Source organism: Pandoraea pneumonica (assembly GCF_902459645.1).
GTDB lineage: Bacteria > Pseudomonadota > Gammaproteobacteria > Burkholderiales > Burkholderiaceae > Pandoraea > Pandoraea pneumonica.
The window spans coordinates 681,470-696,145 of record NZ_CABPSK010000004.1; the positions used below are offsets into that span (position 1 = coordinate 681,470).

The 14,676-nt window shown below is 64.8% G+C and carries 14 protein-coding genes; 4 read left to right on the plus strand and 10 right to left on the minus strand.

The window, feature by feature from the left end:
- Positions 1-22: 22 nt before the first annotated feature.
- Positions 23-430 (minus strand): winged helix-turn-helix domain-containing protein, encoded by a 408-nt coding sequence (locus tag PPN31114_RS22180; protein WP_246182689.1) that lies wholly within the window; start codon positions 428-430, stop codon positions 23-25.
- Positions 431-440: 10 nt separating this feature from the next.
- Entirely contained in the window at positions 441-1,073 is a 633-nt protein-coding gene (locus tag PPN31114_RS22185; protein WP_150681656.1) for an SRPBCC family protein, read from the minus strand.
- A gap of 406 nt (positions 1,074-1,479) precedes the next feature.
- Between PPN31114_RS22185 and PPN31114_RS22190 the strand changes: the two genes are divergently transcribed.
- Positions 1,480-2,502, plus strand: a complete 1,023-nt coding sequence (locus PPN31114_RS22190) for an XdhC family protein (protein WP_150681657.1) — start codon at positions 1,480-1,482, stop codon at positions 2,500-2,502.
- 147 nt (positions 2,503-2,649) lie between these two features.
- Here the strand turns inward: PPN31114_RS22190 and PPN31114_RS22195 are convergent, their stop codons facing one another.
- Both PPN31114_RS22195 and PPN31114_RS22200 read right to left on the minus strand, forming a co-directional pair.
- On the minus strand, positions 2,650-3,096 hold the full coding sequence (locus PPN31114_RS22195) for a carboxypeptidase regulatory-like domain-containing protein (protein ID WP_150681658.1): 447 nt from the start codon (positions 3,094-3,096) through the stop codon (positions 2,650-2,652).
- Between the two features lie 144 nt (positions 3,097-3,240).
- Positions 3,241-4,797 carry a DegQ family serine endoprotease gene (locus PPN31114_RS22200; protein ID WP_150681659.1) on the minus strand — a complete coding sequence of 519 codons (1,557 nt, stop codon included), beginning with the start codon at positions 4,795-4,797 and terminating at the stop codon, positions 3,241-3,243.
- 341 nt (positions 4,798-5,138) lie between these two features.
- On the opposite strand from PPN31114_RS22200, the gene PPN31114_RS22205 reads away from it, so the two are divergent.
- Positions 5,139-5,561, plus strand: coding sequence for a hypothetical protein (locus tag PPN31114_RS22205; protein ID WP_150681660.1), 423 nt, complete (start codon positions 5,139-5,141; stop codon positions 5,559-5,561).
- Positions 5,562-5,646: 85 nt separating this feature from the next.
- On the opposite strand, the gene PPN31114_RS22210 is transcribed toward PPN31114_RS22205, so the two are convergent.
- Positions 5,647-7,005 (minus strand): ATP-binding protein, encoded by a 1,359-nt coding sequence (locus PPN31114_RS22210; RefSeq protein WP_150681765.1) that lies wholly within the window; start codon positions 7,003-7,005, stop codon positions 5,647-5,649.
- A complete protein-coding gene (locus tag PPN31114_RS22215) occupies positions 7,005-7,754 on the minus strand; it encodes a response regulator (RefSeq protein WP_246182690.1) in 750 nt (249 codons plus the stop codon). The genes PPN31114_RS22210 and PPN31114_RS22215 overlap by 1 nt, the downstream gene beginning before the upstream one ends.
- Before the next feature lie 424 nt (positions 7,755-8,178).
- Here PPN31114_RS22215 and dacB point away from each other — a divergent pair, with 424 nt between their 5' ends.
- Complete coding sequence (gene dacB / locus PPN31114_RS22220) at positions 8,179-9,639, plus strand: D-alanyl-D-alanine carboxypeptidase/D-alanyl-D-alanine endopeptidase (protein WP_370865913.1); 1,461 nt, start codon at positions 8,179-8,181, stop codon at positions 9,637-9,639.
- Between the two features lie 243 nt (positions 9,640-9,882).
- Positions 9,883-10,779: a sterol desaturase family protein gene (locus PPN31114_RS22225; RefSeq protein ID WP_246182691.1), complete on the plus strand. Its 897-nt coding sequence runs from the start codon at positions 9,883-9,885 to the stop codon at positions 10,777-10,779.
- On the opposite strand, the gene PPN31114_RS22230 is transcribed toward PPN31114_RS22225, so the two are convergent.
- Genes PPN31114_RS22230 through PPN31114_RS22245 form a run of 4 tightly spaced genes read right to left on the minus strand, consistent with a single transcriptional unit; the run spans position 10,705 to position 14,446 of the window.
- The gene (locus PPN31114_RS22230) at positions 10,705-11,784 is read right to left on the minus strand and encodes an L-threonylcarbamoyladenylate synthase (RefSeq protein ID WP_150681662.1); all 1,080 of its coding nucleotides are present in this window, start codon (positions 11,782-11,784) and stop codon (positions 10,705-10,707) included. The genes PPN31114_RS22225 and PPN31114_RS22230 overlap by 75 nt on opposite strands.
- A gap of 3 nt (positions 11,785-11,787) precedes the next feature.
- Complete coding sequence (locus tag PPN31114_RS22235) at positions 11,788-12,981, minus strand: 5-(carboxyamino)imidazole ribonucleotide synthase (protein ID WP_150681663.1); 1,194 nt, start codon at positions 12,979-12,981, stop codon at positions 11,788-11,790.
- A 40-nt stretch (positions 12,982-13,021) separates the two neighbouring features.
- Positions 13,022-13,528 carry a 5-(carboxyamino)imidazole ribonucleotide mutase gene (purE, locus tag PPN31114_RS22240; RefSeq protein WP_150681664.1) on the minus strand — a complete coding sequence of 169 codons (507 nt, stop codon included), beginning with the start codon at positions 13,526-13,528 and terminating at the stop codon, positions 13,022-13,024.
- Between the two features lie 27 nt (positions 13,529-13,555).
- Entirely contained in the window at positions 13,556-14,446 is an 891-nt protein-coding gene (locus tag PPN31114_RS22245; RefSeq protein ID WP_150681766.1) for a phosphoribosylaminoimidazolesuccinocarboxamide synthase, read from the minus strand.
- Between the last annotated feature and the right edge of the window lie 230 nt (positions 14,447-14,676).

Genomic DNA, 14,676 nt, shown 5'->3' on the forward strand with positions numbered 1-14,676 from the left:
GATTTGGTCAGGACTTACGGAATTACACGTCGTCGGGGTCCTGTTCGGAGGCCCCTTTGAGGTAGGCATCGAAGGTGGGGACGTGGGCGTCGAGCAGCGACCGAATCTCCCGGATGAGGGTGTCGTAGTGCGCGGTGAGGTTCTGGGCGAACGGCGTGAGCTGGGCCCCGCCGCCCGACACGCCGCCGATGTGGCGGGTTACCAGCGGCTCACGAAACTCGTGATTCATCGCCTCGACGAGCAGCCACGCGCGCCGATACGACATGCCCATTTGCCGGGCTGCCGCCGAGATCGAACCTGTGGCGTCGATGGCGCGCAACAGCGACAGACGCCCGGGGCCGAACACGGGCGTCTCGCCGTCGCGAATGCGCACCCGCACGTCGTAACCGGCCACGCCGGGCGGCACAAGCGTTTTTTCGGTGGTTTCCAACAACGGCTCCTCAACTGGCATGGTTGCCCCACATCACGATAAGTATCAGGATCACCACGGCCACGACCCAAGGCCACCAGCGCGCCAGTCCGCTGCGACGCGCCGTACCAGGCGCGACGCGCGTCGCCCCCCCTGCGGCCCCTGCGGCCATTGCCGCGGCCACCTCACCGTCGGCGGCCACCGGCTCGCCCACGGCATGATGCGGCGCAACAACGGCAATAAAGCGCGTGAGAAATTCGTCGGCAAAGCGGCGTGCCGCGTCGTCAATGAGAGAACTGTCGAGATGCGCGAGTTCGCCGCCGATCTGGGCGCGCGCGTCGTAGGTCAATACGGTAGTCATCGGTCCTTGCGGTTGGAGCGTAATGGCGGCAGTGCCGCGCCCGAACCCGGCAGACGGGCCCAGCCCGTCGAAATGGAGTGTGTAAGACGTGGGCGCGATCACGTCGGTGAGCGTCATCCGCCCGGTGAAGCGCCCTTTGACGGGCCCGGCCGAAGCCGCCATCACGATCGACCAGGTGGTGTCGTCGATACGATCGAGCGATTCGCACCCGGGAATGCACTGGCGCAGCACGCCGGGATCGTTCAGCGCAATCCACGCAACATCCCGCGCCATCGGCAATTGCCGGCGATTCTGAAGTTCCATTGCCCTTTCCCCTTTGCCGTCAGGCCACACGAAAAACGTGCCGGTGTTGCGGGTCTACGGATCTGTCTGATGCGGCTGCTTTCCGGTTCGTCTCGAACATCGAAGTATTGTGACACGAGTTACCGCCCGAAGCGTCTCCTGCGACATTGGGTCCGAGGCCGCCGCCGTGCCGAATATCCGCTCGAATACAGCGCAAGGCAAGCCGGGCGCAGGCGCGATATACTCGCCGCATCACATCGAGCGGTTTCTCTTCGGCAACAGCCGGTCCCTCGGCTGCCTGCATCGGCACTGCCTCCGCGCCTAGCGCGAGACATGGCGCCAGCTTGCGTGCATTGCCGTGTGACCGTGTCTTCGGTGCCTTGGCCCATCCGGGCCGCCGCTCGCGTATAGGCGAAGGAACCGTGCAATGGACAGTGTCGATCTGGAAGTGCTGAAGTCCGCCGTACAGTGGACCCGCGCGGGCTTTTTCGTCACGCTGGGCACTGTCGTGCGTACGTGGGGCTCGGCCCCGCGCCCCGTGGGCTCGATGCTCGCAATTCGTGAAGACGGCCATCTGGTCGGCTCCGTCTCCGGCGGTTGCGTCGAAGACGACCTCATCGCGCGTATTCGTGCCGGTGACTGGCCGCAAGACCGTCCGCAACTCACGAGCTATGGCGTGACGGCCGAAGAAGCCCATCGTTTTGGTTTGCCGTGCGGCGGCACGCTGCAATTAGTGCTCGAGCCGGTGCGCGCGTCGTCGCGCATTCCCGATTTGCTCGACGCCATCTCGCAGTTCCGCCTCGTGGTGCGCGAGTTGGACATGACCACCGGCGCGGTGCAAATCGCGCCCGGGCATCGCACACCGTCCGTCGAGTTCGACGGGGAGCACCTCATCACGTCGCATGGTCCGCGTCACCGGTTGGTGGTGATTGGCGCGGGACAGTTGTCGAAGTACGTGGCGAGCATGGCCAACGCGCTCGACTATCACGTGATCGTGTGCGACCCGCGCACGGAGTACGCGGACGAGTGGCAGGTGCCGGGCACCGAACTCTCGCGCGAAATGCCCGACGATCTGATCGTGCGACTGCAACTCGACTCGCACAGCGCGGTGTTGACGCTCACGCACGATCCGAAGCTCGACGACATGGCGCTGCTCGAAGCGCTCAAATCGCCGGCGTTCTACATCGGCGCCATTGGCTCGCGCGTGAATAATGCGCGGCGGCGCGAGCGGCTGTCGCTATTCGATCTGAGTCAGGAAGAAATCGAGCGGCTGCACGGGCCGGTCGGTATGCACCTCGGCGCGCGCACCCCAGCCGAGATTGCCGTGGCAATTCTCGCTGAGATGACCGCCATCAAGAACGGCATCACGGTCACGCAAACGTTTGCCGTGCGCTCGCCTGACGATCTGGACGGCGCCTCGCCTGCGTCGGAGTGCCGCACGGCGGCGTGAGCGAAGGATTCGTTCACCCATAAAAAAAGCGCCGCCTTTCGGCGGCGCAACTCGCTCACTCGTTGCTACGGGTACTACAAGTACTGCGGGTACTGCGGGTACTACCTGGGTTACGCCCTCATCCGTGGCTGCGGATCGATCGGCACATCAATCGTGCGGCCACAAGAATGTTGCTGTCGCATGCCCCTTGGCGGGCACCTTCACTTCCCGCGTCATGGGCTTGCCGTTGTAAGTCGCCTTCACGGTGTAGTCGCCCGCAGGCAACTTCACCAGCATGAACGGCCCCCGCGAATGCGCATCGAGCACCGTGGCACCGCCACGCATGATCTGCACTTGCGCATCGGCCACGTATTCGTTGGCGCCGTCGCCGCGCGCTGCCATCTCGATCGACAGCGGCCAGCCGCCTGCCGAGCGCTTGAACGCGCCAGATTCGTCGCTATCGATGCCGCCGGACACATACGTCACGTCGCCCTGCTGCATCTCCTTGGGCAAATTGCCGCCCTGTGCGTGCGCCAATCCGATACCGCCGAGACTGCCCGCCAGCACTGCGGCCGTGGCACCTGCCACTGACCAGCGTTGCCATTGTTGCCACATGTTCGACCTCCCGTTTCATGACTTCACGATGCCGGATCGTGCCGGAACGACTGCGATATCTCTGCGATGACACCGCAGCCGCGCCAGCACACAAGGTAGTGCGTGGCATCCCGTGCGTGCCGCCCTCGACGGCAGGTACTCGCCTTAGCCGAGATCGACCGGGATGAAAATCTGTTGCCCGTCGCGCTGCACCAGCAACGCGACATTATTGCCCGCCTTCTTGAGCTTGTCGCTCAACTGCGCGGCGCTCGTCACCGGCGTTCCATTGAGCGACAAGATGATGTCGCCCGCCTGCACACCGGCCTGTTCCGCCGGGCCGCCCGCACGGGCGACGAGCAAACCGTTCGTCACCTGCGCGGCACGCTTTTCGTCCGGCGACAGTTCGCGCACCGCGAGCCCCAACCGTCCGTGCGTGGCCGAATCGTCGGCACTCGCCACGTCCTTCTTCTCGCTCAACGCCGCTACCTTCACCGACACCGTTTGCTGCGCCCCGTTACGCCAGACGGTCAACGTCGCCGTCTGTCCCGGGCGCATATCGGCGATTTTCTCGGGCAGTTGCACCGAGTCGTCGATGGTCGTGCCGTTCACCGCCAGAATCACGTCGCCCGCCTTGAGATCGGACTTCGCGGCCGGGCCGTTCTTGTCGATCGACGACACGAGCGCGCCCGTCGGTTTCGGCAAGCCGAACGACTTCGCCAACGATTGATTCACTTCCTGAATCGTCACACCGATGCGGCCCCGGCTCACCTTGCCGTACTGCTGGAGCTGCGCCTTGACCTTCATCGCCATATCGATCGGGATCGCGAACGACAACCCTTGGAAGCCGCCAGTCCGCGAATAGATCATCGAGTTGATGCCGATGACCTCACCGTTCAGATTGAACAGCGGCCCGCCCGAATTGCCTGGGTTGACCGGCACGTCCGTCTGAATAAACGGCGTGTAATTCTCGTCGGGCAGCGCACGCGCCTTCGCCGACACAATGCCCGCCGTCACCGTGTTGTCGAAACCGTAGGGCGACCCAATGGCCACCACCCATTCACCGGCTTTCGACTTCGACGGATCGCCAATCTTCACCGTCGGCAAATTCGTGGCCGCGATCTTGAGCAGCGCAACGTCGCTCGCCTTATCGCTACCCACGACCTTCGCCTTGTACTCGCGCTTATCGGTGAGCTTCACCGTCACCTGACTCGCATCGTCGACGACGTGCGCATTGGTCAGGATGTAGCCGTCAGGGCTCACGATGAAGCCCGAGCCGAGGCTGCGCGTCGGTCCGCTATCGGCGCTGCCACCATCGTCGTTACCGTCGCCGCCGTCGTTACCGGGCGCGCCGTAGAAGTGGCGGAAGAACTGGAACAGCGGATCGTTCTGATCCATGCCCGGCGGCATCGGCATTGCCGAGGCGCCACGGCCCGCAGAAGGTTTCCCATCGTGCGTCACACTGATGTTGACTACGGCCGGTCCGTATTGTTCCGCGAGTTGCGAGAAGTCCGGCACAAGCATACGTGGCGCGGTATTCGGCGTATTCGCCGTATTGACCACGCCCGGCGTACTAGCCGCTGCGGGCAGCGCTGCGTTGGCGTCGGAGACCACTTCCGACGCGAGCGGTGCCTGCCAGTGCTGACGACCCGCAACGTAACCGCCCGTCAATGCGACGAGCACAGCGCCAGCAACCAACGTACGAGTGAGCTTCGAGGTCTGCATGAGTCTCTCCTTCCAGACAACCACGTTTGACATGACTGTGATCGTAGAGAGGCTCCCTTAAGACAACCTTAAGACGGACAACCTTAGTGCGCGAAAACCTTGAACCGGCATTCGAAAAGCGCATAGCTTCATGGCGCGCCCCCCAGCGCCCGTTTAGGAAATGTCACACATTGAGTGCAATGCGAGGCAATTCTGATTGCTATGCGTCACGATGGCAGCCGTTTGATAGTGATGCTCGCGCGGTTCGTCTTGCCTCTGATGTGTTCCGCTGACTACGGTGGCAAGGTGGTGCGATCCCGCGCCGCACGTTCCGTAAGTTCACGCACTCAGGAGGCATTACGATGCACACCACTGACTCGACGCTTCGCCGCGCCACGCGCGTCATCGGCACCGCAGGCTTCGTACTTGGCATGACGTTCGCGTTTGCCGCGCAAGCCGCCCCGGGTAACGGCATCGGCACACAAGGCCCGGCCGATTCGACGCAAGCGCAAGGCATGCAGCCGATGCAGGGCACGCAGCAGGCGCAGGGCATGCAAGGAATGCAAGGCACACAACAAGCACAGGGCAACTGCACCTCGGAGACGCCCGCAGACAACACCATCGTCGGCAAATCGCTGCCGGAAGCGAAGTCGATGCTCAAGGGCTGCCCGTGGCGTATTGGCGAACAAGATGGCAAAGCCATGCCGCTCACGCGCGATCATCGCCCCGATCGCCGCACGCTCACCATCGAGAACGATCGAGTCACCAACGTGACGCGTGGGTAATCACTGGCAGTGAGTGAATGGCAGCGCGGCGCCGTACGATGCGCCGCGTGCCTTTGCGGAAGTATTCATTCGAATGCGCTTTCGCTCAAAGCGCAGGCGGCACTCCGGAGGCCGCTGCATCGAAGCTCACACGCACACGCAGACCGTGGCCGCTGCGGGCGTCAAGCAACTCGACACGTGCGCCGTGCGCCTGCCCAATATTGCGCACGATAGCCAGGCCAAGACCGCTACCTTCGGCACGCACATCGCCCGCCTTGGCCGACTCGCCCTCGCCGCCCCGGAAGAAACGGTCGAACACGCGCTCGCGCTCGGCAGGCGCAATGCCCGGGCCGGTGTCTTCGATTTCGACAACAGCGGGACTTGCGCTCGCGAGCCGCACGTCGATACGCCCGCCGTTCGGCGTGTACTTCAGCGCGTTATCGACGAGATTGCCAAAGAGGGTTTGCAACGCATTGGTATCGCCCTGCACGCGTGCAAGCGCGGCGATGGCGTCTGGGGCGTCGAGCCCCAAATCGATGCCGCGCGCGACGGCCAACGCCGCATGATGCGCGACCACATCCTGCAAGAGCGGCGTCAAAGGCAGATCGACAAACGCGCTCGCGGCACGCGCTGCATCGGGTTCCTGACGGGCCAGCGTCAACAACTGCGCAACAAGATGCGATGCGCGTCGCACACCTTCACGCAGATCACGCATCGCTTCCGCACGTTCGCCATCGGTATGCGCGCGCTCCAGCAACTGCACTTGTAGCTGCAACGCAGCGAGCGGCGTACGCAACTCGTGCGCCGCATCGGCAACGAATGCCTTCTGCTGCACGAGGGCTTCATCAAGGCGCCCGAGCAAGCTATTGAGCGCGCGCACGAGCGGACGTACTTCATCCGGCAACCCGCCCTCGGGCAAAGCCGAAAGCGCCCCGGGCGCGCGCGCATCGAGTGCGCGTGTGACGCGTCGCAGCGGTTGCAGCCCGCGTCCGACGACGATCCACACGAGCAGCGCAAGAATCGGCATCGCGATGACCAACGGCAATAGCGTGCGCAAGGCCATCGAGACCGCGAGCGAATCGCGAATCACCATCGGCTGCGCCAGTTGCACGACGTTGTCGCCAACGAGGGCGGCATATACGCGCCAATCGCCCGCGGGGGTCTGCACAGTGGTGAACCCAAGTTCGGCGCGCGGCGGCAGCGGCGTACGCGGGTGCGAGTAATACAGTTCGACGCCGTTGCGGCTCCATATCTGGATGACCAGCCCGCCCGCATCGTTATGGTCACCAGGCACGCTGGAAAACGGCTCAGCAGGCAACGACAGCGCCATTTGTTGCAATTGAAAATCGAAGAGCGCGTTGGCTTCGGTACGCGCCTGACGGAAGATGGCGATGCCCGCGAGCACTAACGCCGCAACGAGCGTAAGCAGCAGACCAACAAGCAGACGACGGCGGATCGAGCGCATCACTTACCCTCCGGCGACGTTGCGTGGTCTGATGCGTTCGGCGAGTTTGGCGAGTTTGGCGTGTTTGGCGTGTTTGGCGTGTTTTGTGCGCCCTGCACCGGCATCATGTACCCCACGCCACGCACGGTGCGGATGGCATCGGCTCCCAGCTTCTTGCGCAGCCCGTGAATATGCACTTCCACGGTGTTACTCGCGATTTCTTCGCCCCAGCCGTAAATACGCTCTTCGAGTTGCGCCTTCGAGAGCACCGCGCCCGGGCGATTGAGCAACGCTTCGAGCACCGCATATTCGCGTGCAGACAGCACCACGGGCGTGCCGTCGCAACTCACTTGCCGGGTGGCCGGGTCGAGCACGATGCCGCCATGACGCAGCAACGGTTCGCTGCGCCCAGCCTGACGCCGCACCAGTGCCCGCAATCGCGCCGCCAACTCATCCAAGTCGAACGGTTTCACGAGATAGTCGTCGGCCCCGGCGTCGAGCCCCTTCACGCGGTCGGCCACCGCATCGCGCGCCGTGGCGATGAGCACGGGCAGCGTTTGCCCTCGCGCTCGTAACGTACGTAACACGTCGATGCCGTCGCGGCGCGGCAATCCAAGGTCGAGCAGTAGCGCGTCGTAGCGCTCGAGCGACAAGGCGTCGAGCGCACGTTGTCCGTCGTCGACGTGATCGACGGTCCAGCCGTCTTGCCGCAGGCCTTTTATGACCGCTGCGGCAATCATCGCGTCGTCTTCCACCAATAAAATTCGCATGTGTCTGGCCCCGATGTCGCGGCGTTGTTGCCTGTGAGTGACATCTCGTCGATTTTCGACCCATTGTAGCGACAGTTCGTTGCATGCCCGACTTACAATGGCGGACATTGCCCGGTGCGCGTCAGACGCGCGCCACCGTGCGCCGAACACGTCACCGCTTCGCCCGCAGCCGCCGCGCCGCTTCGCACCTGTCTCGCATGGGACACACTGCCCCGCACGGTTTCGCTGCGCGTAACACTGGAGAACACCGCCCGTCATGCGCGTCTTCCGCCGCTCCCGCCTCGTCCATTTCGCACACTTCACCCACTTCGCCCGCTCGCCGCTGTCCTCCACTGCACGTTCCGATTCGCGCGCCACGATTCCCCCGTGCGCATTCGCCCTGCGATGCGTAGCCGCTTGCGCGGCGCTGGCCGTGGCCGCCGCGATGAGCTCACCCGTGTATGCGAAACCGGCCAAGCACAAGGTGCCGAAGGTGCCCGCCGCCGCGCCGAGCCATGCGCCGCTGCCCGCGCCGTTGGCGCGCTTGCTCACCGCGAGCAAAGTGCCCGCAGGCCACGTCAGTGTATTGGTCGCGAAGGTCGACAATCCGCTGCAAACGCGGGGCCGTCTCGCCGCGCCGCTCATTTCGATGAACGAGAAGGTGCCGCGCAATCCGGCGTCGACGATGAAACTCGTCACGACCATCGCGGCGCTCGACACGCTCGGCCCCGACTATCGCTGGCGCACGCAAGCGTTCACCGACGGTCAATTCGACGGGCGCACGCTCAACGGCAATTTGTATTTCAAAGGCACCGGCGATCCGAAGCTCGTGCCCGAAGAGATGGAGAAGTTCGTCGCCGAGTTACATAACGCGGGCGTGGCCAACATCAACGGCGACATCGTTCTCGACCGCTCGGCCTACAGCTCGGACATTGGCGCCGTCGATGCCATCGACGGCGGCGACGACCGGCCTTACAACGTCGCCCCCGACGCGCTGCTGTACTCGTTCAAAGCCATGTCGTTCAACTTCTCGGCGGGCCCGAACGGTGCGGTCAACGTGAACGTGCTGCCCCCGCTGGCGAACCTGCAAGTCGCGAACGAAATCGCCTATACGGATACCGGCAACTGCGGCGACTGGCTCACGCGCCTCCACCCGACCATCAACCCAAGCCCGGACGGCGGCTATGTCGCGCGCTTCGCGGGCACCTATCCGGCCGCTTGCGACGAGAAAGATTGGAGCGTCGCCGCCCCGGATCGCGACCGCTTCTTCCTCGGCGGTTTCCGCGCGCTGTGGCAAGCCTCGGGCGGCCAGTTCAATGGGAATGTGCGCTCGGGCGTGGTGCCACCGGGCGCGAAACTGCTCGTCACGCATCGCGGCCAAACACTCGCCGAAGTCGTGCACGACATGAACAAGTTCAGCAACAACGTGATGGCACGCCAGTTGTTCCTGACGCTGGGCCTGCCGGCCGATGGCCGCACGCCTGCTAGCGTGACGCGCTCGCGCGAAGCGCTCAGCCGCTGGCTCGACAAGAACGATCTGTCGATGCCGGGGTTGGTCGTGGAGAACGGCTCCGGGCTGTCGCGCCGCGAGCGCATCAGCGCCGCCGAATTGTCGGGTCTGTTGCAGCACGCGATCAACAGCCCGACCGCGCAGGTGCTGGTCGAATCGATGCCGACCGTCGGCGTGGACGGCACCATGCGTAACCGTCTGACCAACAGCCCCGTGGCGGGCAACGCGCACATCAAAACGGGCACGCTCGACGACGTGCGCGCGGTGGCGGGTTATGTCGGCACGCGCAGCGGCAATATCTACGTGGTGGTCTCGCTGGTGAACGACGCGAAGGCAAACAACGCGCGGGCGTTCAACGATGCCCTCATCTCGTGGGTGTACGAGAACGCGCCCTAAGGGAACAATGCCGGAACGATGATCCGGAACGATGCCCGGCACGGCGGATGCCGGGCACCGTCAGCACGTTCTGGCGATACGCCACGCCGTCCTGTTGCCCCGACCCGCCCCCTTTCGAGGATTCACTCTAGCCGGTGCGCCACGACGTGACATTGGCCTCAGAATAGACGCTCCATCGGTGTCATTTCCGCTCAGACGGAAAGACGCCGGTCAGATGACCCAATCGTGAGGAGACGCGAGGTCATGAACGTCGAGTTGATTCTGCTGGCGCTCGCGCCCGTGTTCGTGCTGTGTATCGGCATCGAAGCGTGGTATTGGCGACGCCGCCGCCCCGGCATGTACAGCCTCAAAGACACCGTGAGCAACGCCACGCTCGCGCTCATGCATCAGGGCGCGGACAAACTGGCGTGGCTGCTCATCGTGCCGTTCTATGCGTGGCTCTACGATCACCACCGCATCTACACGATGCCCTCGGGCTGGGTCGGCTTCCTGCTGCTCTTCGTCGTGCAGGACTTTCTCTACTACATCTTCCATCGCGCGAGCCATCGCATTCGCTGGCTGTGGGCCGCGCACGTGGTGCATCACTCGTCCGAGCGCCTCAACCTGTCGACGGCCTTCCGTCAGAGCCTGATGTATCCCGTCGCGGGCATGTGGCTATTCTGGACACCGATGGCGCTCATCGGCTTCACGCCGATCCAGATCGTCGGCGTGGTACTGCTCAACCTCGCGTTCCAATTCTTCGTGCATACGCAGGCCATCCCGAAACTCGGCTGGCTGGAGTACGTACTGAACACGCCGTCGATTCATCGCGCGCATCACGCACGCAACCCGCGTTACATCGACCGCAACTATGCGGGCGTGCTGGTGATTTGGGATCGCCTATTCGGCTCGTATGTGGAAGAAAGCGAGGCGGAGCCGTGCGAGTACGGCATCGTGAATCAGATTCACACCCACAACCCGATCACGCTGACGTTTCACGAATGGGGTGCGATGGCGCGCGATGCGCTCACGCTGCCGGGCTGGCGGAATAAGTGGATGGCCCTGTTCGGGCCGCCGGAATGGTCGTCAGGCCTGCTCGAACGCCGCCGCAGCGCGGCCGAGACGGTCGTTGACGGCAGCCCAGGCGGGCGTGTCGGGTAAGCGTTCGAAGAGGATACGCGTGACGTTTGCGCGGTCCAGACGGCGCAACAGCGCGTAGAGATCGGTCGCCAGCGCGTCAGGCGTGGGCGGCAACGTGAACTTCACCACGTCGTCACCAAGCTCACCCAGCGCATCGGCCGCACTCAGCGATGGCAACGCCGCCAGCGTACCCGCGAATGCCACCACAGCCACGCGCTCGCCCTTCGGATGCACGGCCAAGGCAGGCGCGAACTGCGCGGCGTCGCAGAGATACAGCGGCGTGCGCGGTGCGTAGTGCGCTTTGAGCGTGCCGGACGCGCGCGGCGCGTTGGCATCCTGCCCCGGCAAGCGCGGCATCTCGCCCAGCACTTCAGCGATCTGTTCCGGCGTGATGTGGCCAGGGCGCAGCAGCGCCGGGAATCCCCGCGACAAATCCACGATGGTCGATTCGATACCGACGGCTGCTTCGCCGCCGTCGAGGACATGCACGGTCACACCGGGCAAACCGGCAAACTCGTCGCGCACGTGTTGTGCGGCGGTCGGGCTGACCTGCCCGAATCGATTCGCCGAAGGGCCAGCCACGCCACCCTGCCCGCTCGCACCGCCCTTCACGCGAGCGAACTCACGCAACAGCGCTTGCGCAACGGGATGCGACGGCACACGCAGCCCCACCGAATCCTGTCCGCCCGACACGGCCGCCGGAATATGCGGCGCACGTTTGACGATCAGCGTGAGCGGGCCGGGCCAGAACGCGTCCATGAGCTTGCGCGCGGCAGGCGTCACGTCGTCGCTCCAGTAGCCGGGGTCGCCCTCGGGCGAGAAATGCACGATGACCGGATGATTGGCAGGCCGCCCCTTGGCCGCGTAGATGGCGGCAACCGCTTGCGGGTTCTCGGCGTCGCCGCCAAGGCCGTAGACGGTTTCCGTCGGAAACGCGACCAATTCGCCTGCTGCCAGTTGTTCGGCAGCCAGCGTGATGGCTTCATCGGACGGCATCACGATGCGAGGGGCCTGCAACGACGTCATCGCTTAGTCTTCCAGCGCGATGTTGAGGCTGGCGGCAGCGGCGACGCAGGCCTTGCGTGCCTCGTCGAGCGAAGCGCCCGCGAACGTGATGTGGCCCATCTTGCGGCCGACACGCGCCTCTTCCTTGCCGTACAGATGCAGACGCGCCGACGGCAGTGCCGCGACCTCGTCCCACGCCGGGGCGCGGGGCTGATCCTTGGCATCGCCATCGAACCACACGTCCCCCAGCACGTTGAGCATGACAGCAGGCGAATGCTGACGCGTTTCGCCCAACGGCAGGCGGGCCATGGCGCGCACTTGCTGTTCGAACTGGCTCGCCGCACACGCATCGATCGTGTAGTGACCGCTGTTATGCGGACGCGGCGCCATTTCGTTGGCGATCAGGGAGCCATCCTTGAGGATGAAGAATTCGACGCACAGCACGCCCACGTAATCCATTTGCGACGCGATGGTCGCCGCGGCCGCACGCGCGGCATCGGCCAGCGCCGGTGCGGCATCGGGGGCCGGGACTGTGGTCGTTGCCAGAATGCCATCGATATGGACGTTTTGGGCGAGCGGGTAAGTCGCGACAGCGCCGTTCGCGCCACGCGCGCTCAGCACCGAGACTTCGTAAGCCAGCGCCAGACGCTTCTCCAGCACGCACGCCACGCCGCCCATTTCCGCATAAGCGGCACGCGCTTCGGCAGGCGTGTTCACCCGCACTTGCCCCTTGCCGTCGTACCCCATGCGGGCGGTTTTCAGAATGCCCGGCAGCACGGTCTCGATGGCGGCATCGCCAATGGCGTTCAGCGCGTCGGTCGACTCGATCACCAGATGCGGAGCGACGGGCACGCCGCAGCTTTCGATGAAGCGCTTCTCCGCTACCCGATCCTGTGCAATGGCAACGCAGCGGCCCGCCGGGCTCACCGTGGTGCTTTGTGCGAGGAAGTCGAGCGACTGGGCGGGCACGTTCTCGAACTCGGTCGAGACGGCCGGACACAGCGCGGCCAGTTCAGCCAGTGCGGTCTCGTCGCGATAGTCGGCCACGATCAGGCGGTCGGCCACGGCACCGGCCGGGCAACGCGGATCGGGGTCGAGCACGCAGACCTTGTAACCCATCGACTGGGCGGCGAAACAGAACATGCGGCCGAGTTGGCCGCCGCCCAGCATTCCCAGCCATTGACCGGGGAGGATGGGCGCAGCGGAGGCAGGATTCATCAGCGTTTAGGCGCGAAAGCGTGCGGGGACAGTCTTGTTTTTACAGTGCCGGCAGCGTCATGCCGCGCGCCGCTTCGGTCTGCTTGGCACGGAAGGCGTCGAGCTTGTCGGCCAGCGCCTTGTCGGCGGCGGCGAGCATCGACACGGCGAACAGCGCCGCATTGGCCGCACCCGCTTCGCCAATGGCGAACGTCGCGACCGGCACGCCCTTAGGCATCTGCACGATCGAGAGCAGCGAGTCTTCACCGCGCAGGTACTTGCTCGGCACGGGCACGCCCAGCACCGGCACGGTCGTCTTGGCGGCGATCATGCCCGGCAAGTGGGCGGCACCGCCGGCACCGGCGATGATGGCCACCAGCCCGCGCTCGCGGGCGGCTTCGGCGTAACGGAACATGTCGTCGGGCATGCGGTGCGCCGAGACGACTTGCGCCTCGTACGGCACGCCGAACTCGGCCAGAATGGCGGCCGCGTTCTTCATGACTTCCCAGTCCGAGTTGGACCCCATCACCACGCCCACGCGCGGTGCCACAGCTTGTTTCTCGCTCATTGTGCTCATTGTCGATTGCGGTCCCGCTCAGGCCAGTTGCTGGCCGGTCAGACGCTCGAGCGCCTCGCGGTACTTGGCAGCCGTTTTTTCGACCACGTCGTCCGGCAGCTTCGGGGCGGGCGGGGTCTTGCCCCAGTCTTGCGTCTCGAGCCAGTCGCGCACGAACTGCTTGTCGAACGACGGCGGGTTGCTGCCCACGGCGTACGAATCGGCCGGCCAGAAGCGCGACGAGTCGGCGGTCAGCGCTTCGTCCATCAGATGCAGCTTGCCGTCGTCATCGAGACCGAACTCGAACTTCGTGTCGGCGATGATGATGCCGCGCGTGGCGGCGTAGGCGGCGGCTTCCTTGTACAGGCGAATCGAGATCTCGCGGATCTGCTCGGCCAGTTCGCGGCCGATACGGCTCACCATGTCGTCGAAGCTGATGTTTTCGTCGTGCTCGCCCAGCTCGGCCTTCGCAGCCGGCGTGAAGATCGGCTCGGGCAGTTGCTGCGCGTTTTGCAGACCGGCGGGCAGCTTCACGCCGCACACGGCGCCGGTGGCCTGATAGTCTTTCCAGCCGCTACCGGCCAGATAACCACGCACCACGGCTTCGACCAGAATCGGCTTGAGGCGCTTGACCACGACTGCGCGGCCCGCGACTTGTGCGGCTTCGTCGGCGGACACCACCGACTCCGGCGCGACGCCCGTCAGGTGGTTCGGCACGACGTGCGCGAGCTTGTCGAACCAGAAATTGGCCATCTGGTTGAGCACACGGCCCTTGCCCGGAATCGGCTCGCCCATGATGACGTCGAACGCCGAGAGGCGGTCCGTCGTCACGATCAGCAGCTTGTCGTCGCCGACGGCATAGTTATCGCGCACTTTGCCGCGCGAGAGCAGCGGCAGGCTCTTGAGGGAGGATTCGTACAGGGCGTTCAAGGCGGGGGTAGTCACGGCGGGACCCGATGTCAGAAGGGCAAAGGCGTAATTATACGCGCCTTGCGCGCCCCTCGGCGGCGTTCCGGCGTCGTTTGCCGATTGCGATCCGACTTCGGGACGAACATGCGGTACCGCGCCGTTGCGCTCCAACGCCCTGCCGCCATCGCCAGCCATGGGTCGGGTTTCCGTTGCTTGGCTGGGCGGTGGCGCCGCCTACAATGGAAAACGTC